This window comes from Sporosarcina koreensis, assembly GCF_000826145.2.
Lineage (GTDB): Bacteria > Bacillota > Bacilli > Bacillales_A > Planococcaceae > Sporosarcina > Sporosarcina trichiuri.
Window position 1 is genome coordinate 1,060,598 of the sequence record NZ_LN651337.1, and the last position, 25,254, is coordinate 1,085,851.

General features: G+C 52.9%; 27 protein-coding genes. 9 read left to right on the forward strand and 18 right to left on the reverse strand.

Annotated features, from left to right (window positions below; genetic code table 11):
• Window positions 1–1,071 carry a SepM family pheromone-processing serine protease gene (locus tag BN1190_RS11050; protein WP_338066446.1) on the reverse strand — a complete coding sequence of 357 codons (1,071 nt, stop codon included), beginning with the start codon at window positions 1,069–1,071 and terminating at the stop codon, window positions 1–3.
• 139 nt (window positions 1,072–1,210) lie between these two features.
• Here BN1190_RS11050 and BN1190_RS11055 point away from each other — a divergent pair, with 139 nt between their 5' ends.
• Entirely contained in the window at window positions 1,211–2,101 is an 891-nt protein-coding gene (locus BN1190_RS11055; RefSeq protein WP_144036087.1) for a hypothetical protein, read from the forward strand.
• 75 nt (window positions 2,102–2,176) lie between these two features.
• On the opposite strand, the gene coaD is transcribed toward BN1190_RS11055, so the two are convergent.
• Complete coding sequence (gene coaD, locus BN1190_RS11060; RefSeq protein WP_040286952.1) at window positions 2,177–2,659, reverse strand: pantetheine-phosphate adenylyltransferase; 483 nt, start codon at window positions 2,657–2,659, stop codon at window positions 2,177–2,179.
• Between the two features lie 6 nt (window positions 2,660–2,665).
• Window positions 2,666–3,271, reverse strand: a complete 606-nt coding sequence (rsmD, locus tag BN1190_RS11065) for a 16S rRNA (guanine(966)-N(2))-methyltransferase RsmD (RefSeq protein WP_338066437.1) — start codon at window positions 3,269–3,271, stop codon at window positions 2,666–2,668.
• A gap of 42 nt (window positions 3,272–3,313) precedes the next feature.
• On the opposite strand from rsmD, the gene BN1190_RS11070 reads away from it, so the two are divergent.
• The gene (locus BN1190_RS11070) at window positions 3,314–3,706 is read left to right on the forward strand and encodes a DUF7147 family protein (RefSeq protein ID WP_040286954.1); all 393 of its coding nucleotides are present in this window, start codon (window positions 3,314–3,316) and stop codon (window positions 3,704–3,706) included.
• 2 nt (window positions 3,707–3,708) lie between these two features.
• On the opposite strand, the gene BN1190_RS11075 is transcribed toward BN1190_RS11070, so the two are convergent.
• Window positions 3,709–3,981 carry a YlbG family protein gene (locus BN1190_RS11075; RefSeq protein ID WP_040286955.1) on the reverse strand — a complete coding sequence of 91 codons (273 nt, stop codon included), beginning with the start codon at window positions 3,979–3,981 and terminating at the stop codon, window positions 3,709–3,711.
• A 127-nt stretch (window positions 3,982–4,108) separates the two neighbouring features.
• On the opposite strand from BN1190_RS11075, the gene BN1190_RS11080 reads away from it, so the two are divergent.
• On the forward strand, window positions 4,109–4,894 hold the full coding sequence (locus BN1190_RS11080; protein ID WP_040286956.1) for a hypothetical protein: 786 nt from the start codon (window positions 4,109–4,111) through the stop codon (window positions 4,892–4,894).
• Between the two features lie 67 nt (window positions 4,895–4,961).
• Here the strand turns inward: BN1190_RS11080 and BN1190_RS11085 are convergent, their stop codons facing one another.
• Both BN1190_RS11085 and BN1190_RS11090 read right to left on the reverse strand, forming a co-directional pair.
• Window positions 4,962–5,405 carry a YlbF family regulator gene (locus BN1190_RS11085; RefSeq protein WP_040286957.1) on the reverse strand — a complete coding sequence of 148 codons (444 nt, stop codon included), beginning with the start codon at window positions 5,403–5,405 and terminating at the stop codon, window positions 4,962–4,964.
• A 64-nt stretch (window positions 5,406–5,469) separates the two neighbouring features.
• Complete coding sequence (locus BN1190_RS11090; protein WP_040286958.1) at window positions 5,470–6,894, reverse strand: UDP-N-acetylmuramoyl-L-alanyl-D-glutamate--2,6-diaminopimelate ligase; 1,425 nt, start codon at window positions 6,892–6,894, stop codon at window positions 5,470–5,472.
• A gap of 113 nt (window positions 6,895–7,007) precedes the next feature.
• Between BN1190_RS11090 and BN1190_RS11095 the strand changes: the two genes are divergently transcribed.
• Window positions 7,008–7,745 carry an aspartate kinase gene (locus BN1190_RS11095; protein WP_040286959.1) on the forward strand — a complete coding sequence of 246 codons (738 nt, stop codon included), beginning with the start codon at window positions 7,008–7,010 and terminating at the stop codon, window positions 7,743–7,745.
• A 3-nt stretch (window positions 7,746–7,748) separates the two neighbouring features.
• On the opposite strand, the gene BN1190_RS11100 is transcribed toward BN1190_RS11095, so the two are convergent.
• A complete protein-coding gene (locus tag BN1190_RS11100; RefSeq protein ID WP_040286960.1) occupies window positions 7,749–8,816 on the reverse strand; it encodes a CAP domain-containing protein in 1,068 nt (355 codons plus the stop codon).
• A gap of 194 nt (window positions 8,817–9,010) precedes the next feature.
• Here BN1190_RS11100 and BN1190_RS11105 point away from each other — a divergent pair, with 194 nt between their 5' ends.
• Window positions 9,011–9,373 carry a YugN family protein gene (locus BN1190_RS11105; protein WP_040286961.1) on the forward strand — a complete coding sequence of 121 codons (363 nt, stop codon included), beginning with the start codon at window positions 9,011–9,013 and terminating at the stop codon, window positions 9,371–9,373.
• Between the two features lie 161 nt (window positions 9,374–9,534).
• Window positions 9,535–10,593: a sporulation integral membrane protein YtvI gene (gene ytvI, locus BN1190_RS11110; RefSeq protein WP_040286962.1), complete on the forward strand. Its 1,059-nt coding sequence runs from the start codon at window positions 9,535–9,537 to the stop codon at window positions 10,591–10,593.
• Between the two features lie 54 nt (window positions 10,594–10,647).
• Here the strand turns inward: ytvI and BN1190_RS11115 are convergent, their stop codons facing one another.
• The 7 genes from BN1190_RS11115 to cyoE form a co-directional block, all read right to left on the reverse strand.
• The gene (locus BN1190_RS11115; protein ID WP_040286963.1) at window positions 10,648–11,109 is read right to left on the reverse strand and encodes a DUF420 domain-containing protein; all 462 of its coding nucleotides are present in this window, start codon (window positions 11,107–11,109) and stop codon (window positions 10,648–10,650) included.
• Window positions 11,110–11,142: 33 nt separating this feature from the next.
• Window positions 11,143–12,057 (reverse strand): cytochrome c oxidase assembly factor CtaG, encoded by a 915-nt coding sequence (gene ctaG / locus BN1190_RS11120; protein WP_040286964.1) that lies wholly within the window; start codon window positions 12,055–12,057, stop codon window positions 11,143–11,145.
• 139 nt (window positions 12,058–12,196) lie between these two features.
• The gene (locus tag BN1190_RS11125; protein ID WP_040286965.1) at window positions 12,197–12,544 is read right to left on the reverse strand and encodes a cytochrome C oxidase subunit IV family protein; all 348 of its coding nucleotides are present in this window, start codon (window positions 12,542–12,544) and stop codon (window positions 12,197–12,199) included.
• A gap of 1 nt (window position 12,545) precedes the next feature.
• Window positions 12,546–13,172 (reverse strand): cytochrome c oxidase subunit 3, encoded by a 627-nt coding sequence (locus BN1190_RS11130; protein WP_040286966.1) that lies wholly within the window; start codon window positions 13,170–13,172, stop codon window positions 12,546–12,548.
• Complete coding sequence (ctaD, locus tag BN1190_RS11135) at window positions 13,172–15,052, reverse strand: cytochrome c oxidase subunit I (protein ID WP_040286967.1); 1,881 nt, start codon at window positions 15,050–15,052, stop codon at window positions 13,172–13,174. The genes BN1190_RS11130 and ctaD overlap by 1 nt, the downstream gene beginning before the upstream one ends.
• 36 nt (window positions 15,053–15,088) lie before the next feature.
• Window positions 15,089–16,153: a cytochrome c oxidase subunit II gene (gene coxB / locus BN1190_RS11140; RefSeq protein ID WP_040287289.1), complete on the reverse strand. Its 1,065-nt coding sequence runs from the start codon at window positions 16,151–16,153 to the stop codon at window positions 15,089–15,091.
• Window positions 16,154–16,252: 99 nt separating this feature from the next.
• Window positions 16,253–17,173, reverse strand: a complete 921-nt coding sequence (cyoE, locus tag BN1190_RS11145) for a heme o synthase (RefSeq protein ID WP_040286968.1) — start codon at window positions 17,171–17,173, stop codon at window positions 16,253–16,255.
• Window positions 17,174–17,495: 322 nt separating this feature from the next.
• Between cyoE and BN1190_RS11150 the strand changes: the two genes are divergently transcribed.
• Window positions 17,496–18,410, forward strand: coding sequence for a COX15/CtaA family protein (locus BN1190_RS11150; RefSeq protein WP_040286969.1), 915 nt, complete (start codon window positions 17,496–17,498; stop codon window positions 18,408–18,410).
• Window positions 18,411–19,023: 613 nt separating this feature from the next.
• Here the strand turns inward: BN1190_RS11150 and pyc are convergent.
• The 3 genes from pyc to BN1190_RS11165 form a co-directional block, all read right to left on the reverse strand.
• Entirely contained in the window at window positions 19,024–22,461 is a 3,438-nt protein-coding gene (pyc, locus tag BN1190_RS11155) for a pyruvate carboxylase (RefSeq protein WP_040286970.1), read from the reverse strand.
• 23 nt (window positions 22,462–22,484) lie between these two features.
• On the reverse strand, window positions 22,485–23,648 hold the full coding sequence (locus BN1190_RS11160; protein WP_040286971.1) for an FtsW/RodA/SpoVE family cell cycle protein: 1,164 nt from the start codon (window positions 23,646–23,648) through the stop codon (window positions 22,485–22,487).
• Window positions 23,649–23,709: 61 nt separating this feature from the next.
• Window positions 23,710–23,991, reverse strand: coding sequence for a YlaN family protein (locus tag BN1190_RS11165; protein WP_040286972.1), 282 nt, complete (start codon window positions 23,989–23,991; stop codon window positions 23,710–23,712).
• A 179-nt stretch (window positions 23,992–24,170) separates the two neighbouring features.
• Between BN1190_RS11165 and BN1190_RS11170 the strand changes: the two genes are divergently transcribed.
• Both BN1190_RS11170 and BN1190_RS11175 read left to right on the forward strand, forming a co-directional pair.
• A complete protein-coding gene (locus BN1190_RS11170; protein ID WP_040286973.1) occupies window positions 24,171–24,668 on the forward strand; it encodes a hypothetical protein in 498 nt (165 codons plus the stop codon).
• A gap of 14 nt (window positions 24,669–24,682) precedes the next feature.
• Window positions 24,683–24,886 (forward strand): YlaI family protein, encoded by a 204-nt coding sequence (locus tag BN1190_RS11175; protein ID WP_040286974.1) that lies wholly within the window; start codon window positions 24,683–24,685, stop codon window positions 24,884–24,886.
• Window positions 24,887–24,905: 19 nt separating this feature from the next.
• Here BN1190_RS11175 and BN1190_RS11180 read toward each other — a convergent pair whose 3' ends face one another.
• Window positions 24,906–25,238 (reverse strand): YlaH-like family protein, encoded by a 333-nt coding sequence (locus BN1190_RS11180; RefSeq protein WP_244898710.1) that lies wholly within the window; start codon window positions 25,236–25,238, stop codon window positions 24,906–24,908.
• Window positions 25,239–25,254 lie beyond the last annotated feature (16 nt).

The window sequence follows — 25,254 nt, forward strand, 5'->3', positions numbered from 1 at the left end:
TCATTTCTTCGGTTCCAGACCATCCAGATACTTCAGGGCATCATCGACGGTCTTCACCGGCACGATCTTCATGGTCGTGCCGATTTTTTCTGCCGTTTCCGCGGCTTCCTCATAGTTGCTCCTGATGCCCGGGTTCGCTGCTTTCACTTCTTCAGGAAGCTCATCATCCGGTGCAAAGAAAATCTCCATTCCGTCCCGATCAGCTGCCATCACCTTGAAGTCGATACCGCCGATGCGGCCGACTGTGCCGCCCGGCAGCATTTCACCGGTACCGGCGATCGTATAGCCTTTCGTAATATCCCGGCTGTCGAGCTGGTTGATGATTTCAAGAGTGAACATGAGGCCGGCGGAAGGCCCGCCGATATCGGACGTGTTGAATGTCACTTTCGGGATTGTTTTCAATGACCTGTCTTCCTGGTACTGGATTCCGAGGCCCACTTTCCCTTTCGCTCCAGGGATCTCCTTCAAGGTGATCTCCTCTTTGAAGGGTTTCCCTTCACGGGCGCCTTCAACCTCTATCGTATCCCCTTTTCTCTGGTCCGTCACGTACGCTGCAAACTGGTCCGGTTCCGTCAGACGCTTCCCGTCGACGCCGGTGATCCGGTCTCCGGCTTCCAGCTTCCCATCCGAGGCACTGCCGTCGACGACCAGCTGGACATAGATCCCGGCAAAATCGATTTCCACAGGCTTCCCGGCTTTTTCGAAAGCGACGGTGATGGCATTGAATTGGGAGTCCGACATGAGCCGGAGCTGGCGGATATTATACTCCCGGTCGTCTTCACCATGCCGGCGCACTTTATCCGCCGGCAGAAGTTTCATCTTATCCGAGAGGTGCGCCCACAGATAAGTGGCAGGTGTGGCCTTGCCGACCGAAATCGTCATCAGGCTGAATGTCCCGGTGTCTTCTTCGTCTCCGTCCTCCACATGGACGAGCGGGGACAGTTCATAGGCGCCCCCCGGCTGGGATACATAACCGTCCAGTGGTAAGACCATGAACAGTGTGACCAAAACGGCCAGCAGGGCAGTTATGCCGATTCGCTTGAAAGTAATTTTACCTGCACCTCCGTTAATAGCCTGTACTTTGTTTACATATGGTTAAGTGTACCATCGGGAAAATAAGCAGCACAACGATTACACTCTTGGCTGACCAGAGTGCTATGAAAGGAGCCGCACATGTGAAAGTTATCCTGACCGGCTGTGCCATGACGGCATGGTGAACGTACTGATGATCTGGGCGCTGATCGCTTTGTTCATCCTCCGTCCGGGGATCGCCCACGATGGAGCCGTGACAGGCGCCTCATTATTCACCCAGGCGCTGCTTCCTTATTTGCTTCCCTACATCATTCTTACCCAATGGCTGTTGAAATTACCGGCTACCGGCACAAATTCGAAAGGATGGCTGCGTTATCTCAAAGCCTACACGCTCGGATCGTTCGGCGGTTTCCCTGTCGGTGCAGTAACGGTCAGTGAAATGAAGCGGAATGGCCAGCTGTCCGCCTATGAAAGCAGCCTGCTGCTTGCGGCCTGCCATGCGCCCGGCCCGATGTTCATCGTCGGGTATATCGGGCTTGAGCTGTTCGGGGATACCTGGTCGGGATGGAAGCTGCTGATTGCTATCCACCTTGCCAATATCATTTTCTTCCTGGGTGTCCTCCTGCTGCTGGCGAACCGTAGACCGCCGGCGGACCGGCAGCTGTCTGTTCCGCAGCGCAAACCGAGCACCGCTCCGCTGCTGGACGCCTTCAAGGAGTCTTCGGGAATCATCATCCTGGTCGCCACGACGGTCGTCTTCTTCTCCTCCCTCGGGAGTGTGCTGACGGATGTCATCCAGGCGGCCGCCCCGGTCGAGATGGGAATCGTGAAGACGGCTGTCCTGTCCGTATTCGAGATGACGTCGGGGGTCCAGTCGGCCGCTCAGCATTTTTTCGGTTCACCGATGTTCCCGTACCTGATCGCGGCAATCCTGTCCGTCAATGGACTGAGTATCCATATGCAGGTGTTCGTCATCGCCCGCTCTGCTGAACTGTCGCTGAAGCCCTATGTCATCGGCCGGATCTTCAGCGTCGCGGCTGTCCCGCTCTTTCTTTATCTCCTTCTTTGAGATATGCAGAATCAGCGGAAATTTGTCCTGAACCTAAAAAACAATGGGAATGGCATCCGCCTTCCCATTGCCTGTTTATGTATACTTTTTCTTCAGCGCACGATCCACCGCTTCCGGTACAAGTGCCGAAACGTCCCCGCCATACTTGGCGACTTCCTTGACGATACTTGAGCTCAGGAACGAATATTGGTTCTTTGTCATGACGAAGAATGTCTCGATGTCTTCATCCAGGAACCTGTTCATGGACGTGATCTGCATTTCGTATTCGAAGTCGGATATTGCACGCAGCCCCCTGACGATGGCGGATGCGTTGATGCTCTTTGCATAGTCGATCAGGAGTCCTGACGACGAATCGATTTTCACCGTCGGATACTCCGCAGTTGCCTGTGCGATGAGCTGCTGCCGTTCCTCCACCGAGAACAGCGGTTTCTTGGACGAATTGTTCATCACCGCTACATGCACTTCGTCAAAGATCTTGATGGCCCGTTTGATGATATCCAGATGACCGTTCGTCAGCGGATCGAAACTGCCGGGCACTACTGCCACTTTCCCCATCATACACCCTCATTTCCTGTAAATAGATAGTGCACTTCCCCCGTACACCGTCGGACCGCTTGTTGTATAACTGCCGAAAGATGCAGGCAGTTCAAGCTGTTTGTCATGCTCGCATATGATAGCCGCCCGGTCCGTCAGCAGTCCGGCCTCCGCAAACTGAAGCGCCAGATCATAGTACTCCCGTTTGGCATAAGGCGGATCCAGGAACAGCAGGTCAGCTTTCACACCTTCCGCATCCAGCCGCTTGGCTGCCGTCCTTGCATCACCGCGGACAATATGCAGCTCCGATGTGAACCTGCATTTCTCGGCATTCGCTTTCATGATGGCGCAGGCTTTCGGATTCTTCTCGAACGCCCACGCCTCATCTGCACCGCGCGATAAGGATTCCAATGACAGCGAACCGCTGCCGCCGAAAAGCTCAACAGCAATCCCTCCGTCAAAAAAAGAACCCAGCTTACTGAACAACGCTTCTTTAACTTTGTCTGAAGTCGGGCGGGTATTCGTCCCGTCTATCGTCTTCAGGGGAATGCCTCTCCGGCTCCCTGCGATCACTCTCATCCGTGCCACTCCTTTGGCTGCTCCTGTCATCCGGGTCTGCAAACGTGCTGCAGCCATGCTATGATTAGGAAAGATACTTTTTGAAAGGTGTGCTTTCTTATGAAACAGCAGCGATTCATCGAGCTGGGTGAAGGGTACTCTGATATTTACGAACTATGTGAACTGATTACTGCGAATGCGTCGCGTCTCCAGCGGACCTTCCTGTTTACGTCCACAGCTGGCGGCAAGCGCGTACTGTCGCCCGCGGCATCCTTTTCACCGGCGGGAGACGGCGGATTCTGCCCGATCTACATCTGCCGGGAAGGGATACCGGCTGACAGCGGCCGTATGTCCAGACGGCAGCAGCTGTTCGAAGATGCTGCCGCAGCCGCGGGCAGCCGTCCTGTACCGGTCGAGCTCAAGCATTCTTCCGAGTTCCCGGAGACAAGACTGTATTATCAGTATGTCACGGGCGTGCTCAGGCTGAACCATCTGCTTCCGCCGCTCGACTGATATCAGAGCCCTGTTTTATAGTCGTACTCTTTCGCCTTGTCAGGACGTGCGTTTTCATACTCCGTCCGGACGAACGGCCGGTAGGAAGGGACGGCTTTTTTTACGGAAGACAACTTTTCCACTTTCCGTATGACGTCATCGACCTCTTCCTGACGGCAATAGAGCACGACGTATTTCATGCGTCTTGATATATAATGGACATGACCGTATTTACGGAACGATTTCGCCTGTTTCAAGTGATGGAGGTAAATGATGACTCCTTGACGATCAACCAATGGGATCCCTCTTTTCTTACCCTTTACAATACCATATTTGTTGAAAAATCAGCAACCGGGCTTTACTGACAGCTCGCCTGTTATGTCATATAATGGACCCAGCAACAGCTAAAAGGAGGAATGGGACATGGGAAAGAAGACGAAGGTTGCCCTTTCAGTCGGTGCGGCGGGAGCCGCAGCTTGGGCCGCTTCCAAAGCACTCATCCGGCCGTCTGCACGCGGGAACAAAGAAGCATTGGATTTTGACGGACCGATTGTAGTGCAGCAGCTTGCCGGTTCGGCGGACTGCGATGTTCAAGCAGCGGATGCCGCAGCTCTAGGCGTCCATGGACTGGCTGTGGATATCCGGCTCACACCGGAAGAAGAGATCATCATCACTTCACATGACGATACCGATCATCAGTCTGCACAGCCCTGCCTTCTGCAAAATATGCTCGCCGCATACCCCCATCTGCTGTTCGTCATCCGTCTGGCCGACTCGCCGGATACATATGAAGGCAGCCTGATGCCGTCCAAACTATGGAAACTGCTGGAGGAATGTGACGCTCAGGATCAGGTGGCAGTTATCAGTCCGTACGATGACCAAGTGGACCGGTTCAATTTATATACGCAATACAGGGCAGCATCCGGCGCAGGACGTGATGAACTGAAACAGGCCTATGCAGCCTATTCAAGCCGGTTCGGCCATCTGTATAAGCCGCGCAGCGATTTCTTCGTGCTGTCAGGCAAGCTGGGGCCTTTTCAGACTGCAAGCGTTGGCTTCATCCAGTTCTTGAGGAGACTGAACATTGCCGTTTACGTTGAAAACGCACCATCGGATTCTGTCGTCAAGCTGGCAGGCGCAGGTGTGTCAGGGTTCATCACGTCCGAGCCGCGTACTGTGATGGCATCGCTCGACCCGGATGCCGAATGAGAAGAAGGCTGTACGGCAGTACCGGGAATCCCGGTTGCCGTACAGCCTTTTCAGTTTGCCGGTATGTTCATGCAGAGCAGGAACAGCCTCCCCCCGATCCGCAGCCGCCTCCGCAGCTCTCTTCCGTGACAAACGTATTGTCGGAAGGCAGTTTGACGGATTCGGATACGGCGCGGGCAACCGTGGCGCTGATTTCATCCAGCAGATACTGGACGTCATTTTCCGCCAGCCGCAGTGCCGCGACTTTTTCATTCATATCTAAGGCCCTCTTGTCGAGGCGTATCGTTTTCATCACTCTATTGTAATCCGGATGATATCGTCCGAACCGCTGCACTTCCTCATACCGTTCCTTCAGTTCGGAGAATTCCCTGATCTTACGGACCAGTTCGGCATCCCCGTAAACTGCACGGTGGGCGGAGCGATAATCAGACAGGACATCGGATGTCAGGATCATGTCTGCCAATTCGTCTGATTGTTCGATGATGTCGAGCCATTCGTTGGTCATCATCATAAATACATTCCCTCCATTCTCCTACAGTATACCAAATAGAGGGAACAAGTGCATCCGCTGATTCTTACAGGAGCTGATCCGCCTTCAGCGCTTCCATCGCCTCTTCATAATCGGAAAAGAGGATGCTGTCTTCATTGATGATCTGGACAGTCTCATGCCCTTTGCCGGCAATCACGACAATATCATCCGGCCCGCTGCTGCCTACCGCCCTGCGGATCGCCGTCCGACGGTCCAGCTCGACCTCTATCTTATGCGGATGCTTGACGCCGTGCAGTATATGCTGGGCAATCATCCCGGGGTCCTCATCTCTCGGATTATCGGATGTGATGACGACATGGTCGCAGTACTTCTCTGCAATCCGCCCCATGAGCGGCCGTTTCTCACGGTCCCTGTTCCCTCCGCACCCGAATACACAGACAAGCCTTTTCGGATTCAGCCCGGAGACCGCCTGCAGGACCGCTTCCAGTGCATCCGGTGAATGGGCGTAATCGATATACACCCTTCTGTTCACACTTTCCGCGAGCTGGAGCCGGCCGGGCGGCAGCGCCAGCGCACTGAACGACCGTTCTATGACCTGTTCGGGTATGCCGAGCAGCCGGACCGCACTTGCAGCGGCCATGGCATTCAGCCTGTTATGGAGTCCGGTCGGCATCTTGCTGATCATGCTGCCGGACGCCAAACAGCCGATATACTCGCTGCGGCAGAATCTGTATACCGGCACAGCAGCGTCTTCCGCCATCTTCATGCAGACGGGGTCTTCCTCGTTGACGATGACCTGACGGGACAGGGTGACCAGCTTCTTTTTGGCTGCGACATACGCTTCCCGGCCGCCATGGTCTTCGAGGTGATCCGTGCCGACATTGAGGAGGATGCCGATATCGATGGCACAGTCAGCAAGCCGTCCTCTTTCCAAACCGATGGATGAGGCTTCCAGGGCGACATGTGTGACACCTTCCAGCCTGCACACTTGCAGTAATGGATGCAGGTACTCCGCGGTCGGTGTAGTCAATGAAGGAATCGGGATGTCCAGCCGCTTCCCGTCTATATAACAGCCCGTCGTTCCGATGACAGCCGCTTTCACACCTGTTTCCTTCAGCAGCTGACCGATGAAATGGGTCACTGTCGTCTTACCATTCGTTCCTGTCACAGCGATGACTTGCAGCTCTTCCGATGGGTTGCCTGCCAGTTCTGCAGCACTGTACGACAGGAATCTGCTGCTGTCCGGCACAGTCACGATCGCCGTTCCTGTCTCTGCCCATTTTGCAAGTTTCAATGAAGAAACCGGACGGTCGATCACCACTGCAGCCGCCCCTTTCGCAATCGCTTCATCGATCGCCTGGTGACCGTCGAACCTAGCGCCTTTCCGTGCGACAAATAAGCTGTTCCGAGAGACGCGGGCAGGATGCTCCGTAACACTCCTGATTTTGACATCCCGCCATTCCCCTTTCACCGTGCACGGCCAGTTTTTCAGCAGCTCAATCAGATGCATTATATATGACTCCTTCCCGAACGTTTTCCAACCTGCAGAATATAGTAAGGATGAACCTACTGTAAGGTATGAAACATCATGAGCAAATGTCACGAGGAAAGTTGGGAGAAGAGATGATCATACAAAAATTCGGCGGCGCTGCCATGAAGGATAGGGTGCAGCGCCGGTTATGTATTGAGCGGATTCGTGAAGGATTGCTGGAGCACGGGAAAGCAGTTGTAGTCGTGTCCGCAATCGGACGGCAGGAGAGCCCTTATTCCACTGACCGGCTCCTGTCGATCACCCCGTCCTTCCATCCCGGAACAGCGGCCTCTGATCTCGCCGCCTCCTGCGGTGAACTGCTTGCCTCAGCAGTGCTGAGTGCCGAACTTGAAGAAGCGGGCATAGCGAACAAAGTGATGCACAGCCGCCAGTCCGGCATCTTCACAGAAGGGGAATTCGGTAATGCGGCAATCAGCCGAGTGGAGACAAGCGCCTACGAACAGGCATTCAAGCAGGTGCCTTGCGTCATAATTCCGGGTTTCCAGGGTATCAGCGGAGACGGTGAGTATATGACACTCGGCCGGGGAGGCAGCGATCTCACTGCGGTGGTGCTCGCCAGCTGCCTGAACGCCCGGCATGTCGAGTTCTTCAAGGATGTCCCCGGCGTCATGACTGCCGATCCCCGTCGGCATGAAGGTGCACGCAAACTCGAAGAATTGACCATCGACCAATTCCTGCCCCTCCTGCAGACCGGTCATCCGATCATCCAGCAGCGCGCTGCTGATTATGCAAAAAAAACAGCAACCCCTCTCTATATACGAGGGATTGCCGGAACCGAGGAAGGCACATGGGTCCATCCGGCTCCTTGACTGTCAGGGAGCCGGTTTTTCGATTTCCTGAACAAGATTCTGTGTATAGTAATTGCCGTAGGCACCCGTTCCGATATGGGTGAAATCTTCATCCAGCAGCACGTCCCGGTGTGCAGGGGAATTCAGCCAGCCATGGACGGCCTCGATGGCGTCCGTATAGTTCAGCGCTATGTTCTCCCCAGCCTTCTTCACCTCGATGTCCGCCAGCTTCAGCCGGTTGGCGAGTGTCCCGGATGTCGGCGAATCTTGTGAAAAGTAATTCTCCAGCGCCATTTCCTTGCTGTGTTCCCGGGCGACAACCTGCAGCCGGTAGTCCTTCTTCAGCTTATTCAGTCCGTGATTCCCCCGGTACAGATTCGTAATATCGAGAATCTGCCGTTCCAGTGCCCGATCGACAGCAAACTGGTCTTCCGATGAAGGTTTCTTGACGTCCACCATCTCACCTTTATAGAAAAGGTCGTACGGCTGCTGCTTCACAAGTGTCATCGGCTCGACGAACCGCACGGCTTCCAGTTCCCCCTGTGTCTCGTCGATATAGAGCTGTGCGAACAGGCCGTCATACTGGATCAGCATCTTATTCTTGATGTCCTCACCGTTCAGGACAAATGTATATTGGTTGTCTCCCTCGCCGACCGCCAGTTCCGATTCTATGAGGGAGCTCCGGTAAATGTCCTCACTGCTCTGCCCATTGCTGTATGGATAGACATCCGCCTCCCGGTCTCCACTGTAGATCTGGTTCACCACGTTATCTGAAACTCCAGCCATCACCATCGGATCAGAGGGGTAGATCCACCATTCGAAGCCAAACGCCGACAAGTCCTTCCGTTCCGGATTCCCGAACGCTTCCAGCAGTTCGGATGCCGGTTTACCGACAAATGTAGAAATCCCGCGGTCCGGCCGTTTGGCCATGCTGCCTTCCTCCTGCTGCTGAAGCCCTTCCCCCCCGCTGATGGCCGTTCCTGGTTTGACAGGGGACTCGAGCGGATCGTTCTCCTTGAACCCGTCATCCCAAAAATAGAAGAACGCCAGGACCACAACTAACAGCAGTGCCACTTTCCAGATCCGTTTCACGTTCTCCCTCCTCCTTACGCGAACTGTCTTTCCTCCATTGTAATGGACTTGCCGGCAGGAAGTCACTCTTTTCCCACCCGTTTGCCGGACAGCAGCCGGCGCCACAATGTTGCCATTGCAACCGCTCCCCTTTTGTTCTATGATTAAAGACGAATCATTATCGATGAACTGCTGTTTAAGGAGGAAATTGGGATATGGACTTTATCAACACAGGTTTGGAAGACATTTCGGTCACATTTCCGATCGCTAAAGAAGTCGCGGCCAAGTATGACCTGGTTCTGGCCGGCCAGTGGGATTATGAGCGTGTGACGTTCGACAAGAAATATACAGTCGCAGAAGGGATCTACTACCTTCGCGTCTACGCTATCACACCCGGCGGCGATATCGGCAGCAATGATGCAGTTTTGGAATTCATCACACCGCAGCTTGGGAAGCATTACTATCCGCATGGCGTCGAATACGGCGAGGACGAGTTCTATCCGCCATTCGTCGTGAACGACTGCAAGAAGACGATTGCAGCGTTCGTGAAAGACCTGCAGGCTGTAAATTTGAAATAACGCTGATCCGGCACTAAGAGACGCCGGCGGTCTGTCCGTAGACAGGCCGCCGGCATTTTTGTTCTGCCGCCCCGCTATATCAGAAACACTCGCCTTTTGCATATCCATTTCCAGCCGGATTGGCTATAATAGATATAATACACGTTTTGGAGGTATGCCGGGTGTCGAAGTGGTTGACAAAGAGAACGTTGTTCATTTTGCTTTTTGCAGTGATCGCCATCACTGCGTTAGTTTTTATACTCCCGGTTTCCATACCGCTCATTCTGGCGCTGCTGACCGCTCTGCTGATCGACCCGCTTGTGAAACTTGTGGAGCGGAGATTCAAGTGGAAGCGGAAGCTTGCGGTCATTTCCGTTTTCATCTTCGTCGTCCTGCTTGTGGCAGTCGGGATCTACTACTCTGTCACGTCGCTGATCGGACGCATTGTCCAGTTCACGAAAGACGCACCTGAGTATCTGAACTCGCTGTCAGGCGTCTGGATCGATATGCAGGACAAACTGCTGAGGTACACATCCGGTCTTCCATCGGATATTGTGAAAGCGACACAAGAACAGTTCACGGCGGCGCTCAAGTCCATGCAGACATCGCTCCTTGAACTGGTGAGTTACGAACGGATTATCGCACTCGCAGCGGAGATCCCGAATTTCCTTGTCAGTTTCATCGTATTCCTGATCGCCCTGTTCCTATTCATGCTGGAACTGCCGCAGCTGAAACGGGGAGTGTACAACCGCCTTACAATCAGGACAGCTGAAAAAGTCAGGTACATGACAACACGGCTGAATGCCACAGTGATCGGATTCCTGAAAGCGCAGCTGCTCGTCAGCTTCATCATCCTGGCGGCAGCCTTTGTCGGCCTGCTCCTGATCGTGCCGAGATATGCAGTGGTCATGTCAATCATCATATGGATCATCGACGTCATTCCGATACTAGGCTCGATCATCATCCTGGCACCGTGGGCGCTCTATGAATTTGTCAGCGGCGATGTCGCCATGGGAACGAAGCTGGCCATTCTGGCGGCTGTCCTCCTGATCATCCGGCGGACGGTCGAGCCGAAAGTGATGGGCTCCCAGATCGGCCTGTCGCCGCTTCCGACGCTGATCGGCATGTTCATCGGCCTGAAGCTATTCGGTGTCCTCGGGTTCTTCATCGGCCCGATGGTCGTCATCCTGTTCACGACCGCGATTGAGGCGGGGATCATCAAGCTGAATTTCAAAATATAGACCGGCACAACGAAAAAACACGCACACCCGTCAGCGGGTATGCGTGTTTTTTCGTCAGAATCCGAGGATGGCTTTGATCATAGAGGTGGTTTCCCCGCCTTTGTAGAAGACGTACAGCAGCAGATAGACCGCAACGCCCGTGAGTGCTGCAAACACCCACACAAGGCTTGTGACGGGGCCCAGCTTCCTGTGTCTGGGCAGGTTATCCTTCAACCCGGTCACCAGCGAGAACACACCGAGCACAGCACCGAACGTTGCCAGGCAGATATGGAAGATCAGGAATACCGTGTAATAGATCTTGATGCTGTCCGGACCGCCGAAGGATGTGTTCCCGACAATAACAGTCCGGGACAAGTAGATGATCAGAAACATCAGTGCCGCGGCCGCCGCAGCAATCATGACATTCTTATGCGCCTGTCTGTGCTGTTTCTTGATGAGAACCCATCCGATGATGACGAGCACACCCGACAGGACAATGAGTGCGGTACTCAGCGTCGGTAAAAAAGGGATGTCCATAGGCGTTCTCCATTTCTATTCAGGGTACAGTGATTATCCGTGTACAGACAGCTTTTTGCGTTCCAGCAGGTCTCTCTGCGTGATTTCGTCGGCATTGTCCTGCTCTTCCTGAGCCCAGGTGAAGAAGACCTTGCCGATGATGAATACATACAGCAGTTCCTGTATGACTTTCATGATAATTCCGCCGAGCTGCTGATCATAGACGGACGGCATACTGGTGAACAGTTCCGGCCCGGAAATCGACAGGCCTGACAAGGTTCCGGCCGGCACGCAGAGAGCCATTGCCTGCAGCCACGCTTCCCCGCTGTTGTACGTCTCGTACACCGGCACATCTGCGAAGATGATGAGCGAGCAGGCAGGTGTGAGGAAGATGGCACTGAGGATGACATAGCCGATCTTTTTCAGACCATGCAGCTTCGGCTCACCCGGCAGTGTGTTGAAGACCGGCCACCAGAGGAACAAGGCTGATGCGAAAAGGACGAGCGTGAACGCTGTATGCAACGGCAGGCTCAGCTTGATGGTATCGAGCACGAGCGGGTAGTGGTTGAGTGAAAACATCAGTGTGAACAGCAGCAGGCTGATGACCGGTTTCGTGAAGAACCGGATGACTTTCGCAATCTTCGGATAGCTGAACACTTTCTTCCATAGGAAATTCGGAATCCCGATGATGAAGAGCGGTGCGATCATCAGCAGCAGGATCGCCATCTGTGACATGTGGACCGAGAACAGGATATGCCCCATCAGGTCCATCGGTGATCCTTTCACAATATACAGAAGGACCATCGCCGAGAGGAATGTTATGATCTGCCGGTTCGTCACCGGCTCAGTCCCTTCAAAACGCGATCTCCATTTTTTCGTCAGCAGAAAATAGAGGAAGGTCAATGCAGCGAGAAAGATGAAAAAATACGGGCTCCACAGCGCCCGGAAGCCAAATATGCTTAACGGCAATTGCCCCAGCTCCTTTTATGAGTTCTGTTTTCATTATAGAACGTCCGGACGGATAACACAATGAACGTTCTTTGACATCAGACAAAACAGAAAACCCCCGACTTGGACCAATGGCCGAAGTCGGAGGTTGTTGAACTGCTTACCACCATACAATCGTGACGAATGCAAGCGGGATCAGGAAGCCGAGAAGGGCTCCAGTGAACATGAACATCTGAGGAACGCCATGCTCTTTGTCTTTCATATGCATGAAATAATAAAGCTGCAGTGCTACTTGAACAGCCGCAAAGAGGAACAGTACCGGAATCACAAGATACTTCGTGAAGCCGTCGACTCCCTGCTGATAAGCTACAACGAACGTGAACGAGGCAAGCGTCATGAAAATCATAAGAGAGAACATCATCACCTGGCCGCGCATTGTTTCTTTCGAACGGCGGACGAGCAAGTCCTGCTCGACAGGTGTTCTCTTGTACATTTCTACTTCTGCCATGTTATCCGATCACTCCCATCAAGTAAACTACTGTGAAGATGAATACCCACACAACGTCAATGAAGTGCCAGTAGAGCGAGAATGTATAATACTTCGTCGCGTTATACAAGTTCAGCCCGCGTCCCGCATTACGGAACAGCAGCAGTGTAACCCATACGAGCCCAATCGCAACGTGGAAACCGTGCGTTCCGACAAGTGTGAAGAAGGAAGAACTGAACGCACTGTTGCCGAACGTGAATCCTTCTTTCACATAGTGGGAGAACTCATACACTTCCAGTCCGAGGAACCCGAGTCCGAGCAGTGCCGTAATCCCGAGCCACAGCTGCATTTTCTTGAAGTTGAAGCTCTTCATATGGTGCATGGCGTACACACTTGTCAGTGAAGACGTCAGCAAAAGCAGCGTCATGACAAAGACCAATGGCAGTTCATATAGTTCCTGAGTGGAGAAACCGAATCCGCTAGGCCCTTTGTTCTTCAAAGCCATATACGTTGCGAACAGCGTCGCGAACAGGATCGTCTCCCCGCCAAGGAAGAGCCAGAACCCGACAAATTTGTTTTTTGCTTCGAGTGTCGCACGCTCCGGATGTTCCGGCCACGTTTCCGGGGTGAATTTCTTATTCAAATCCATCAGATACGACCCCCTTTACTTGCATTGTCCACATCGCGCTGGATCTGTTCTTTCGTGACATGGAAACCGAGATCATCTTTCAATGAGCGCGCTGCCATTGCAACGAATGTCCAGGCGAGACCGAAGATCAGCACCGGCAGACCCCAAGACGTTTCCTGGTGGAACATAGCACCGAATCCTGCGACGAACAGACCGAATGTCATGAGGAACGGAATGATGGAACCGTTCGGCATATGGATATCCGTAATCGGCTCAGCAGGCGTAAGGCCTGTCATGTTGCCTTCGGACTTCTCGATCCAGACTGTATCCAATCCGCGGACGAGCGGAGTGGCCGTGAAATTGTAGAACGGCGGTGGTGACGGGATCGCCCATTCGAGCGTACGTCCGTCTCCCCAAGGGTCGTTTCCGATCCGCTCGTTCTTCGCAACCGTCATGATGATGTTGATGACCAGTACGATGACACCGATAGCCATCAGCAGCGCACCGACTGAACTGATCACGTTGGCAGTATTCCAGCCCTGTCCGTCCATATATGTCCAGACACGGCGCGGCATTCCCCAGAACCCGAGCCAGTGCTGGATCAGGAACGTACAGTGGAAACCGACAAAGAAGAAGATGAACGTGATCTTACCAAGTGCTTCATTGAGCATTGTACCGAACATTTTCGGCCAGTACAGATGCAGACCGCCCAGGATCGCAAGCACGACACCACCGACGATGACGTAGTGGAAATGGGCGACGATGAAGTACGAATCGTGCAGCTGGTAGTCAAGAGGCGCAGCACCCTGCATGACGCCTGTGACACCGCCCATTACGAAGGACGGGATGAAACCGAGTGCATACAGCATCGGTGTCGTGACACGGATGCTTCCGCCCCAGATCGTCAGGAGCCAGTTGAAGATCTTGACACCGGTCGGAACGGCGATCGCCATTGTCGCTACCGCGAAAATCGCGTTCGCTGTAGGCCCAAGACCGACAGTGAACATATGGTGAGCCCATACCATGAAGCCGAGGAATCCGATCAGCACAGTCGCGAAGACCATCGCCGGATATCCGAACAGGCGCTTTCTCGAGAAGATCGGGAAGATCTCGGAGAAAATACCGAACGCCGGGAGAATCAGGATATATACTTCAGGGTGACCGAAGATCCAGAAAATATGCTCCCAGATGATTGTGTTTCCGCCCATTGTATGGTCGAAGAAATTCGCACCGAACATCCGGTCGAATGTCAGGAAGAACAATCCGACAGTCAGCGGCGGGAATGCGAACAGGATCATCGCGGACGCAACGAACGTCGTCCATGTGAACAGCGGCATCCGCATGTATGTCATACCTGGTGCGCGCATGTTGATGATCGTGACAAGGAAATTGATCCCTGCCATGAGCGTACCGCCCCCGGCGATCTGAAGACCGATCGCATAGAAATCGATACCGTGGCCTGGTGAGGCAATGGACAAGGACGCATACGATGTCCACCCTGCATCAGGCACCTGGCCGAGGAACCAGGAAATATTCAGGAACAGTCCCCCGAAGAAGAACATCCAGAATCCGAGTGAGTTGATGAACGGGAATGCTACGTCACGGGCACCGATCTGGAGCGGCATGATGTAGTTCATGAACCCGAATAATATCGGCATGGCTGCCAGGAAGATCATAGTGGTACCATGCATCGTGATTAAATCATTGTACAGACCGGCACTAACAAAGTCATTGTTCGGCTGTAGCAGCTGGATACGGATGAGCATCGCTTCGATTCCGCCGAGGACGAAGAAGAAACCGCCGCCGATCAGATATAGAATACCGATCTTCTTATGGTCGACTGTTGTCATCCAATCCCAGAACGCTGCGCCGAAACTTCTCTTTTGAGCAACAGAACTCACGTTGTTTTACCCTCCTCTTCAATATCGCATTGCGTGTTACTGCTCAACGGAAAGGCCAAGCAGGTATTCAGCTAAGTCGTCGATCTCCTGATCGGACAGCTGATCTTCGAAAGAAGGCATTTTGTTGCCCGGTTTCAGTTTCTGTGGATTTTTGATCCATTCTTTCAAATGTTCCTTATCGTGTTCGATGAATCCGGCAACACGGTTGCGGTCACCGAAGGCTGCTAGGTTAGGCCCTTGCGCCCCGCTGTCGCCGACACCTGAATTTGCGTGACAGCCGATACAGCTGGATTTGAATACTTCTTCACCATCTGCATTGGCAACTTCGGTTTTATCCGCTGTCGCCTTCATGTTTTTCACCCATGTGTTGAAATCGTCACGCGGGAGAGTTTTGACTTTGAAGTCCATCAAGGAGTGGGACGGTCCGCAGAGCTCGGCACATTTACCGTAGAATACGCCGTCTTTCAGATCTTTCGACTCCTGATCGAACGTCAGATAGAACTTGTTCAGGTTCTCGACGTTCGTATCCAGCTTACCGCCGACTGCAGGAATCCAGAAGGAGTGCTTGACGTCAGCTGCCTTCAAGTTGAAGTATACTTTCTCGTCTGTCGGCACGACCAGCTCCTGTGCCGTCACAATACCGAGATCGGGATAACCGAATTCCCACCAGTACAGCTTGGCTGTGACATCGACAACGAGGTGTTTCGCATTTCCGTCATCGTCGACTTCTTCCATCGCTTTCACATCACCCAGTTTGTATGTGTAATACACAGTAGGCACAGCGAGGATTGTGATGAGGATGATCGGGATGATCGTCCAGATCAGCTCCAGTTTCTGACTTCCTTCCGTTTGTTCAGGAATGAAGTCTTCTCCCCGTTTCTTACGGCCGAAACGAATCAGTGCTAATACATAAATTACGACTACGACAATAATGACGAGCAGCATGATACCTGAAGCAAGCATAAGCAGCTTGAACTGGTCTTTACCTACCTGGCCGGCCGGCAAAAGCGTAGATAATTCCTGTTGACCGCAGCCTGCCAAGAAAACAGTCAATACAGCTAACAAGGACAGGAGACGCCATTTTTTGAGTCCTTTCATCATCGCTTCATAATCCCTCTCTTTCCAATAATGTTTTTCTTCCATTTGAGGAGCAGTGACCTCTCTATAATGAATTCCTGTCAAAGAAAGAATTCCGATGGGTTAGATGAATATCGAGAAGATAATCATCGAGACAAACAAGATTGTCATGTAATTCAATGAGTAGATGAACATGGACATCGCCCATTTCAAATCGTCTTTTGCACGGAATCCATTCAGCGCAAGCATCAGCCATCCGATATTCAGCAGCGTCGCCAGAATGATGAATGCAGTGCCGAGTCCGCTCAGCAGAAATGGCAGCGGGAACAGCAGCACGACCCATGCGAGCATGGATTTCTTCGTCCGCGCAAATCCTTTGACGACTGGGAGCATCGGGATACCGGCAGCCCGGTATTCTTCCGTCTTCTTCATGGCAAGCGCATAGAAATGAGGCGGCTGCCAGACGAACATGATAAGGAAGAGCGCCCATGCACCGAGACCGAGCGTCGGGTCGACAGCAGCCCAGCCGATCAGCGGAGGGACAGCTCCGGAAAGGCTTCCGACAATCGTATTGGAGACGTGTCGGCGCTTCGACCACATGGAATAGAGCACAACGTAACTGAATATTCCGGCGAAACCAAGAAGGCCTGTCACCGTGTTCGCTGAGAACAGAAGTATTTCACCGATTAGAATGAAAAGTAGTGCGGCTGCGAGAACTGCAGGTGCTTTGAAACGTCCTGTGACCGTCGGCCTTGTCTTTGTCCGTGTCATGATCGGGTCGATATCCCGATCGATCAGGTTGTTCAGTGCGGCCGAGCCGGCAATGATGAGGGCGGTTCCAAAAAGCACTGCAATCATGAGATCCAGTCTATGTATGAAGCTGACGCCGGCAAACTGGAATGCCAAGAAGAGACCTGTGAACGCAGTAATCAAGTTGGAATTCACAATCCCAATTTTAATCAAGGCCAAGAAGTCTTTCAAGAATGTTGGTGTGATTGCAGTCTCCGGTGCTGTCTGTGCAGCAGTCGTCCGACTGTTCGACATTTGACTCCCCCTTTCAATAACCGGTTGAAAATGACCGCTATACTTAACTATATCGAAAATCCTTCACAATTTCTATACATAAACGCAATTTGTATAGAATTGCACAGTCTTGCGAGGATTTATACAGTGCACCCTCTATAGTAAATCATTACTTGCTGCCGTTTGTGAAGTTATCGGGTCTTTTTTATGAACGTTTTGTGAAAAACTGGTCTGTCCTGCCGGTTCTCCCATTCCGCCATTGTGTTTTAACACGGGATTCTCTATCATTGAAAATTAGAGACCTGTCTGCTGGTCGATATTTATCAAAAGAAGGTGCCTACGCTTGAAACGATATAATTATCTGAAGTGGTTTGCAGTCGCTGCGACAATCGGGATGCTGCTCATCATGCTGGGCGGTGCGCTCGTCACGAAAACCGACAGCGGAATGGGCTGCGGACGTCACTGGCCGGGCTGCAACGGTCAGCTCATCCCTGATGAGATCACGACCGAAGTGCTCATCGAATTCTCCCACCGTCTCGTCACGGGTGTGGTCGGAATCCTGATCGTCGTGCTGGCCGTCTGGTCCTGGAAAGCGATCGGCCACGTGCGGGAAACGAAATTCCTCGCATTCATGGCGGTGTTCTTCCTGATACTCCAGGCTCTGATCGGGGCAGCGCAGGTAAAGTGGGGGCAGGGCGATTTCATCCTCGCCTTGCATTTCGGGATTTCCCTTATTTCCTTTGCGGCTGTCCTGCTGCTCACCCTGCTCATATTCGAAGTCGATAAGAAGTTCGATGCCGACCGTCTGAAAGTCGGACGGACACTCAAATTCCATACGATCGGCGTGACCGTCTATTCGTATCTCGTCATCTACACAGGCGCGCTCGTCCGTCACACGGAATCGAGTCTTGCCTGTGCGGATTGGCCGCTGTGCCGGAATGACCGCTTCGAACTGCCATCCACGCTGAACGAATGGGTCCAGATGGGCCACCGGACGGCTGCGGCACTCATCGTCGTGTGGCTCGCGTATATCGCGTTCCATGTCTATCGCAACTACCGTGATCAGAAAGTGCTCCTCTGGGGCTGGTCGATCGCCCTTCTGCTTGTGCTCGCACAGGCGGTCACCGGCATGCTGTCCGTCTTCACACGGCTCAATCTGATAGTGGCGCTTCTCCATTCGCTCTTCATCACATTGCTGTTCGGACTGCTCACGTATATGATTCTGCTGTTGTCCCGCGTGCGTGTGCATAAGCCGTAAGATGAACAGCCGCCTGGTTTCTTGCACCAGGCGGCTGTTTTTTGTAGGGGAATTACCTTCAGGGCGGAACCGGTTTATCCGGTAGTGCCTCTTGTGGCCAGCCGGCTATTTCACACGGTGCGGACCCAAGGAATCTGTGAAGTTATGAGCGGGATCTGCAGTTTATGATCACTTTCGCCGGTTTATGAGCGGAATCCGAGATTTATGATTACTTTCCCGAGTTTATGAGCGAAAACGCCAAGTTATGATCACTTCGTGAGGAGAAGGCACCTTTGCCATGCAATTTCCACAGAAAATGCGGAGCGCAGCGGAGCCGACAAGCCAGGCTTTTACTGGCGCGCAGCGCACGGGGCAGGGTGCCAACAGGGCGCAGCAATCCGCCTGCAGGAGCCGGAAATTGTGAAGTTATGAGCGGATACGCCGGTTTATGAGCGGAATCTGGTTTTTATGATCACTTTCCCGAGTTTATGAGCGGAATCCTCTTTTTATGATCACTTTCCCGAGTTTATGAGCGGAATCCGGCAGTTTATGAGCAAATCTCCGTATCGATGAGCCATATATCTTTTCCATAGCCAAAAGACACCCGCCGAAATTCCGGCGGGTGTCTTCGTATTCAATGCTCCAGCTCTATGAGGAGATCGCCTGTTGAAATTGCTTCCCCCGGCGAGACGTGGATTTCTTTCACGACGCCATCGTACGGTGTCTGGATGGTTGTCTCCATCTTCATCGCTTCGGTGATCAGCAGGTGCTGGCCGCGGCGGACGCGGTCGCCTTTCGACACGGCCACCTGGAGGACAGTGCCCGGCATCGTTGCGGCAATGTGCGCGTCGTTGCCCGGATCGGCCTTCTGCTTCTTCACGACATCCGTTTCGACACTGACGTCCTGGATGACCACTTCACGCGGCTGGCCGTTCAGTTCAAAGTAGACGATCCGCGTGCCGTCCGCCTGAGGTTCTCCGATGGACACCAGTTTGACGATGAGGGTCTTCCCCTTTTCGATCTCGACTTCGATCTCTTCGCCGAGCCGCATGCCGTACAGGAACTCCGGCGTCTGGATGACCGAGAGATTGCCGAAATCGTTATGGATCGCCGCGTATTCATCGAACACCTTCGGATACAGCGCAGACGCCAGAGCGTCTTTCATCGTCACCGGACGGTCCAATTTTTCGGCAAGGTCCTTTTTCACCTTTTCGAAATCGACTGCTTCCAGCAGTTCGCCCGGCCGCTCCGTCAGCGGCTTTCGGCCTTTTAGCACGACTTTCTGCAGTTCCTCGGGGAATCCGCCGTATGGCTGTCCGATATACCCCTCGAAGAATTCGATGACGGATTCAGGGAAGTCGATCGACTGTCCGCGCTCGAGCACCGCTTTCTCATCGAGATCATTCTGGACCATGAACAGCGCCATATCGCCGACCACTTTTGAAGACGGTGTCACTTTCACAATGTCCCCGAACAGCATGTTGACCCGGGAGAACATATCCTTGACCTCTTTCCATCGGTTTCCGAGCCCGACACCCTTCGCCTGCTGCTGCAGGTTGGAATACTGGCCGCCCGGCATTTCATGGACATAGACTTCTGAATGAGGGCTGATCATCCCGCTTTCGAAATGGGAATAGTAGGCACGGACGTCTTCCCAATAGAAGGAGAGCTCCTCAAGTGCCTGGATGTCTGTCCGGACACCCCGGCTGCCGTATTGCAGCGCATAATAGAGCGAGTTTGCGGACGGCTGGGAGGTCAGGCCGGACATGGCGCCGAGTGCCGTGTCGACAATATCGACACCCGCTTCGATCGCCCGCTTGTACATGGCGATCCCATTGCCGCTCGTGTCATGTGAGTGGAGATGGATCGGAATGGCCACTGTCTCTTTCAGCTCGGAGATGAGCTGGTAGGCAGCTTCCGGCTTCAGCAGTCCGGCCATGTCCTTCAATGAAAGGATATGCGCGCCGGCGCTCTCCAGTTCCTTCGCCATCTCTTTATAGTAGGAAATCGAATATTTTGTCCGCATCGGATCGAGCACGTCGCCTGTATAGCAGAGAGCCGCTTCTGCGACCTTGTTCTCCTGGCGGACGGCATCGATCGCCGTTTCCATGCCTTTGATCCAGTTCAGGCTGTCGAAGATCCGGAAGACATCGATGCCGGAAGAGGCCGCTTCCTTCACGAATTCCCGGATCACATTGTCCGGATAGTTTTTGTAGCCGACCGCATTGGCGCCGCGGAACAGCATTTGGAACAAGACATTCGGGATCTGCTCCCGCAGGCGTGCAAGCCGTTCCCACGGATCCTCTTTCAGGAACCGGTAGGACACGTCGAATGTGGCGCCGCCCCACATTTCGAATGAAAACAGATCCGGCATGAGACGCGCGGATTCCGCTGCGATATTTGTCATGTCGGCCGTCCTGACCCGAGTGGCCAGCAAGGATTGGTGTGCATCCCGGAATGTCGTATCCGTCAGCAGGACATCCTTCTGGTCCTTGACCCACTCTGCCAGCCCTTCGGGACCCCGTTCGTCCAATATCTGTTTCGTTCCTGGCTTCGGCGGTACTGACAGATCCAGTTCCGGCTTGCGGGGAGTGCCATAGACCGGCTTCGAACCGCGGCCGATTCCCGGGAAGCCGTTGACGGTGATCGTCCCCAGATAGTTGAGCACTTTCGTTCCACGGTCTTTTTTAACTGGGAATTCAAATAATTCAGGAGCCTCGTCGATGAAGTTCGTCGTATAGTCCCCTGTTATGAAACTTTCATGCCGGACGACATTTTCAAGGAACGGGATGTTTGTCTTGATGCCCCGGATCCGGAACTCCTGCAGGTTCCTGTCCATCTTGGCCGCTGCTTCCCTGAATGTGGTTCCCCATGTCGATACTTTCACGAGAAGGGAGTCATAATAAGGTGTGATGACGGCACCCTGGAAGCCATTCCCTGCATCCAGCCGGACACCGAATCCTCCTCCTGATCTGTATACTGACAGCTTGCCTGTATCGGGCATGAAGTCATTGAGCGGATCTTCCGTCGTGACGCGCGCTTGGATTGCATACCCGAACAAGGGGATCTGTTCCTGTTCCGGCACTGCAGCATGGCCTGTGTGCAGATTCCCGCCATCCGCTACGAAGATCTGCGTATGGACGATATCGATGCCGGTCACCATCTCGGTGATCGTATGCTCCACCTGGATACGGGGGTTCACTTCGATGAAGTAATACTCGCCATCTGCCACCAGGAATTCCACGGTTCCGGCGTTTATGTAACTGACATTCGCCATCAGCTTGACAGCCGCATCACAGATCTCCCGTCGTAATTCAGCTGAGAGCGAGATGGCCGGAGCGATTTCGACGAGTTTCTGATGCCGGCGCTGCACTGAACAGTCACGTTCATACAAATGTACAATATTTCCATGTGTATCACCGATGATCTGCACTTCAATATGCTTCGGATTGCGGATCAGCTTTTCGACATACACTTCATCGGAGCCGAATGCTGATTTCGCTTCCGACTTCGCACGGCTGAAAGCTTCCTGAACATCGTCAGCCCGCTCGACGATCCGCATGCCGCGTCCGCCTCCGCCAAGTGAAGCTTTGATGATGATCGGGTAGCCGTGGGCAGTACCGAACGCCCCCACTTCTTCCACAGAACGTACCGGTCCGTCCGTACCCGGAATGACCGGAATGCCCGCCCGGACAGCCTGCGTGCGTGCTTTGACCTTGTCTCCGAACATATCGAGATGACGCGAGGTCGGCCCGATGAAAATGATGCCTTCCTGTTCAAGACGTGCCGCAAATTCTTCGTGTTCCGCCAGAAAACCGTATCCGGGGTGGATGGCATTGGCACCGGACCTTTTTGCGATGTCGATGATCCCTTCGATATCCAGATAGGCATCGATTGGCTTCTTCCCTTCCCCCACCAGATAGGATTCATCTGCTTTATAACGATGGAACGACCCGCGGTCTTCTGCTGAATAGATACCGACTGTCGGGATCTGAAGCTCTGTACAGGCTCTGAAAATACGGATTGCAATCTCCCCGCGGTTTGCAACCAGAATCTTTTTGATCGATTTCATTTCCACCTTCGGCACGCCCTTTTCTATTTATTCTTTTCGTATCTCGTGAACATTGAAATATTCATCAATATTCCTAATGCTAAAGATAACAGAATAATCGAAGTTCCGCCATAACTAATAAACGGAAGCGTGACACCCGTCAGCGGAATGAGCCCTGTCAGGCCGCCCAAGTTGACGAATGTCTGGATGCCGATCAGGGCGCCGATGCCGGAAGCGAGCATCCTCGCATGCGGATCAGCCGTCTTCAGTGCAAGTGAGAATGCACGGAAGACAAGGAAGCCGAGACCGCCGATAACGATTACCGTACCGAAGATTCCGAGTTCCTCGGAAATGATCGCCATGATGAAATCCGTGTGCGGCTCCGGCAAGTAGCCCATTTTCTGGACGGAGTTCCCGAGTCCCAGGCCGAACAGGCCGCCCGCGCCGATCGCAATGAAACCATTGACGATCTGGAGGCCGGACCCCTGCATGTATTCGAAAGGTGCACGGTACGCAGCAAAGCGCCCGAGCCTGCCCTCTGTCATTATGTTATCCCATGTGAAGAACAGGAAGATGCCGACAAGGACAAGTATTCCGGCAACGAATCCGCTCAGTTTGCCGAAAGTTTTCAGATTGATGCCGCTTGCGGCCATGACACAGATCGAAGTTGTAATGATGATAAAGGTTGCACCGATATCCGTCTCGGACATGACAGACGCGACAGCGAGCCCAAGGATGACGATTGGCGGTGCAATCCCTTTATTGATACTGTTGATGGTACCGGCGTCATATTTGTTCGCAAACACGCCTGCAAAATAGATGATCATGACAATCTTCGCGACTTCTGACGGCTGCAGGCTGCCGATCGGGAGATTGATCCAGCTCTGCGATCCGACTTCGCCTCCGAAACCGATGAAATGGACGAGAAGCAGCAGGACGAGCATGACAAATACCGATATGATCATGAACTGCTTCTTCCTGTACAGTTTGTAAGGAAGGAATGCCGTGAAGAGGAACGCCGGGATTGCGATGAACACGCTTCTGAGCTGCTGGCTGAAGAAGTAGTCCGCCGGCTTCCCATACCGGTTGGCAGCCCATACCATACTGGAGGAGTAGACCATGACCAAACCGAACAGGAGCAATACTAAATATATGAAAAATAGTGGGAAATCAAAATGGCGGAACAGCCGCTTGGCATAACTTTTCAAGAAAAATCCCTCGTATCTGTAAATAAAAAACTCAAACTGTGAGTGAGTTTGAGTCTTTTGTTTATTTTTTCATGCTGAGTTCATGCAATATATTCATTTCTTTTTCGAGAGCCGAAAGAATACTCTTTCCGCGTTCCCTGTCAATTAGGCCGAGCTTGGCAGCAAAGTCGATTTCACGGGACAGCCCATACATCTGTGTGTCCAGAACTTCTTCGTACAAAGGGCATTGCGGCATCGTCAAGTTATCCATCTGCACTTTAATGAGCTGTGCGATCTTATCTGCATCCGCCTGCAGCTGCATGATAGCCTTCTCCTGATATGTTTCCTGCACTTCCGTATCCATGAGGACGCCCCCCCAAACCTCTTTTTTCTGCAAGGTGCTATACCCTAAATTGTAGCTTTATAGCGTCGAAATTGCAAGTAATTCCCGAAAGAGTGCAGTCGCCCGGCTGGATGACTACCGGTCGGACGCAAAAGGCGTTATACTGGTACTGACATATGACTGAGCTGGGAGGCTTTACTTTGGAAACCATCATACCGATCACAGGAAACGTCAAGCATACGATTACAATAGATCCGACTGTCTGGATATTCGATGACCGCCGGATCGACCTGGACACCTATTTCACGACGGAACAAGAGGAGATCGACGAAATGGAAGATTACAAAGAACGGATGGGCAAGCACTGGTCGCGTGAAATCATGGAAGGCGCAACCTATCCTCCGACTTTGAAATCCGAAAAGAAATACGAGAAGCAGAAAATGCTGACCGGAACGTTCGGCATGATTTTCGAACCGTTCCTGAAGAACGCCGAACCGGCCCCCGATGCAGCAACGATGACATTCGTGACGGCGCAAGGGGATGTCGACTTCCCCATCGAGGAAGCGAAGAACCTGATCTTCCAATTCAGCCTCAAAGGCAAGCCGATCAAAGAAGACGGACCGGTCCATATCCTGAAAAAAGACGGATCCAATCTGGACAGCCCCATCAAAGGTGTCACTTCCATCCGGATCAGCTGAAATGAGGTGAAGCAATGCGCGTGAAATGTGTACTATGCGATGAAATCAGTAAACTCGACGATGAGGATCCGCTGGCGAAGAAGCTCCGGAACCGGCCGATCCATACGTTCATGTGTGAATCCTGCAGGGACCGGATCGGTGCATTGACCGAACAGCGGAAGGAAAGCGGTCATTATGTATTCCGCCGCAGTTCCCATCCCGCTGAAGACGGATTCTAAAAAAAGATCCAGCCGCAAATTATGCGACTGGATCTTTTTTGTGTTCGTTGAGACGGCGGACTCTGTAAATGATCAGAATCAGTGCCGCCACGATCAGTCCTTCCACAATCGGAAGGAAAAATGCTAAGAACGTCAGCACGAGGCAGCCGATGAACAAAAAGATGTAAATGACAAGATTTTGCACCGGTCTCAGTTTCCTGGCAAACCCCAGCTTATAGACGAGGGCCGACAGTAAAAACACGAGGGCGAACAGCACGTAGCCGGCGGCATCGAAATTCGGCATCAGTTCATAGATGAACTTTGCGATCCCGGACATCTTCGTCGCTACGAGCTCTGAATCCTCCACCTTCATTCAACACATTCCTTTC

Excerpts from the sequence above, each read along its gene's own strand:
- BN1190_RS11055 (WP_144036087.1), top strand. The coding sequence starts at position 1,211 with ATGGTGAACGTACTGATGATCTGGGCGCTGATCGCTTTGTTCATCCTC.
- coaD (WP_040286952.1), bottom strand. The coding sequence starts at position 2,659 with ATGATGGGGAAAGTGGCAGTAGTGCCCGGCAGTTTCGATCCGCTGACG.
- rsmD (WP_338066437.1), bottom strand. The coding sequence starts at position 3,271 with ATGGCTGCAGCACGTTTGCAGACCCGGATGACAGGAGCAGCCAAAGGA.
- BN1190_RS11070 (WP_040286954.1), top strand. The coding sequence starts at position 3,314 with ATGAAACAGCAGCGATTCATCGAGCTGGGTGAAGGGTACTCTGATATT.
- BN1190_RS11080 (WP_040286956.1), top strand. The coding sequence starts at position 4,109 with ATGGGAAAGAAGACGAAGGTTGCCCTTTCAGTCGGTGCGGCGGGAGCC.
- BN1190_RS11085 (WP_040286957.1), bottom strand. The coding sequence starts at position 5,405 with ATGATGATGACCAACGAATGGCTCGACATCATCGAACAATCAGACGAA.
- BN1190_RS11090 (WP_040286958.1), bottom strand. The coding sequence starts at position 6,894 with ATGCATCTGATTGAGCTGCTGAAAAACTGGCCGTGCACGGTGAAAGGG.
- BN1190_RS11095 (WP_040286959.1), top strand. The coding sequence starts at position 7,008 with ATGATCATACAAAAATTCGGCGGCGCTGCCATGAAGGATAGGGTGCAG.
- BN1190_RS11105 (WP_040286961.1), top strand. The coding sequence starts at position 9,011 with ATGGACTTTATCAACACAGGTTTGGAAGACATTTCGGTCACATTTCCG.
- BN1190_RS11115 (WP_040286963.1), bottom strand. The coding sequence starts at position 11,109 with ATGGACATCCCTTTTTTACCGACGCTGAGTACCGCACTCATTGTCCTG.
- BN1190_RS11125 (WP_040286965.1), bottom strand. The coding sequence starts at position 12,544 with ATGGCAGAAGTAGAAATGTACAAGAGAACACCTGTCGAGCAGGACTTG.
- BN1190_RS11130 (WP_040286966.1), bottom strand. The coding sequence starts at position 13,172 with ATGGATTTGAATAAGAAATTCACCCCGGAAACGTGGCCGGAACATCCG.
- coxB (WP_040287289.1), bottom strand. The coding sequence starts at position 16,153 with ATGATGAAAGGACTCAAAAAATGGCGTCTCCTGTCCTTGTTAGCTGTA.
- cyoE (WP_040286968.1), bottom strand. The coding sequence starts at position 17,173 with ATGTCGAACAGTCGGACGACTGCTGCACAGACAGCACCGGAGACTGCA.
- pyc (WP_040286970.1), bottom strand. The coding sequence starts at position 22,461 with ATGAAATCGATCAAAAAGATTCTGGTTGCAAACCGCGGGGAGATTGCA.
- BN1190_RS11165 (WP_040286972.1), bottom strand. The coding sequence starts at position 23,991 with ATGGATACGGAAGTGCAGGAAACATATCAGGAGAAGGCTATCATGCAG.
- BN1190_RS11175 (WP_040286974.1), top strand. The coding sequence starts at position 24,683 with ATGCGCGTGAAATGTGTACTATGCGATGAAATCAGTAAACTCGACGAT.
- BN1190_RS11180 (WP_244898710.1), bottom strand. The coding sequence starts at position 25,238 with ATGAAGGTGGAGGATTCAGAGCTCGTAGCGACGAAGATGTCCGGGATC.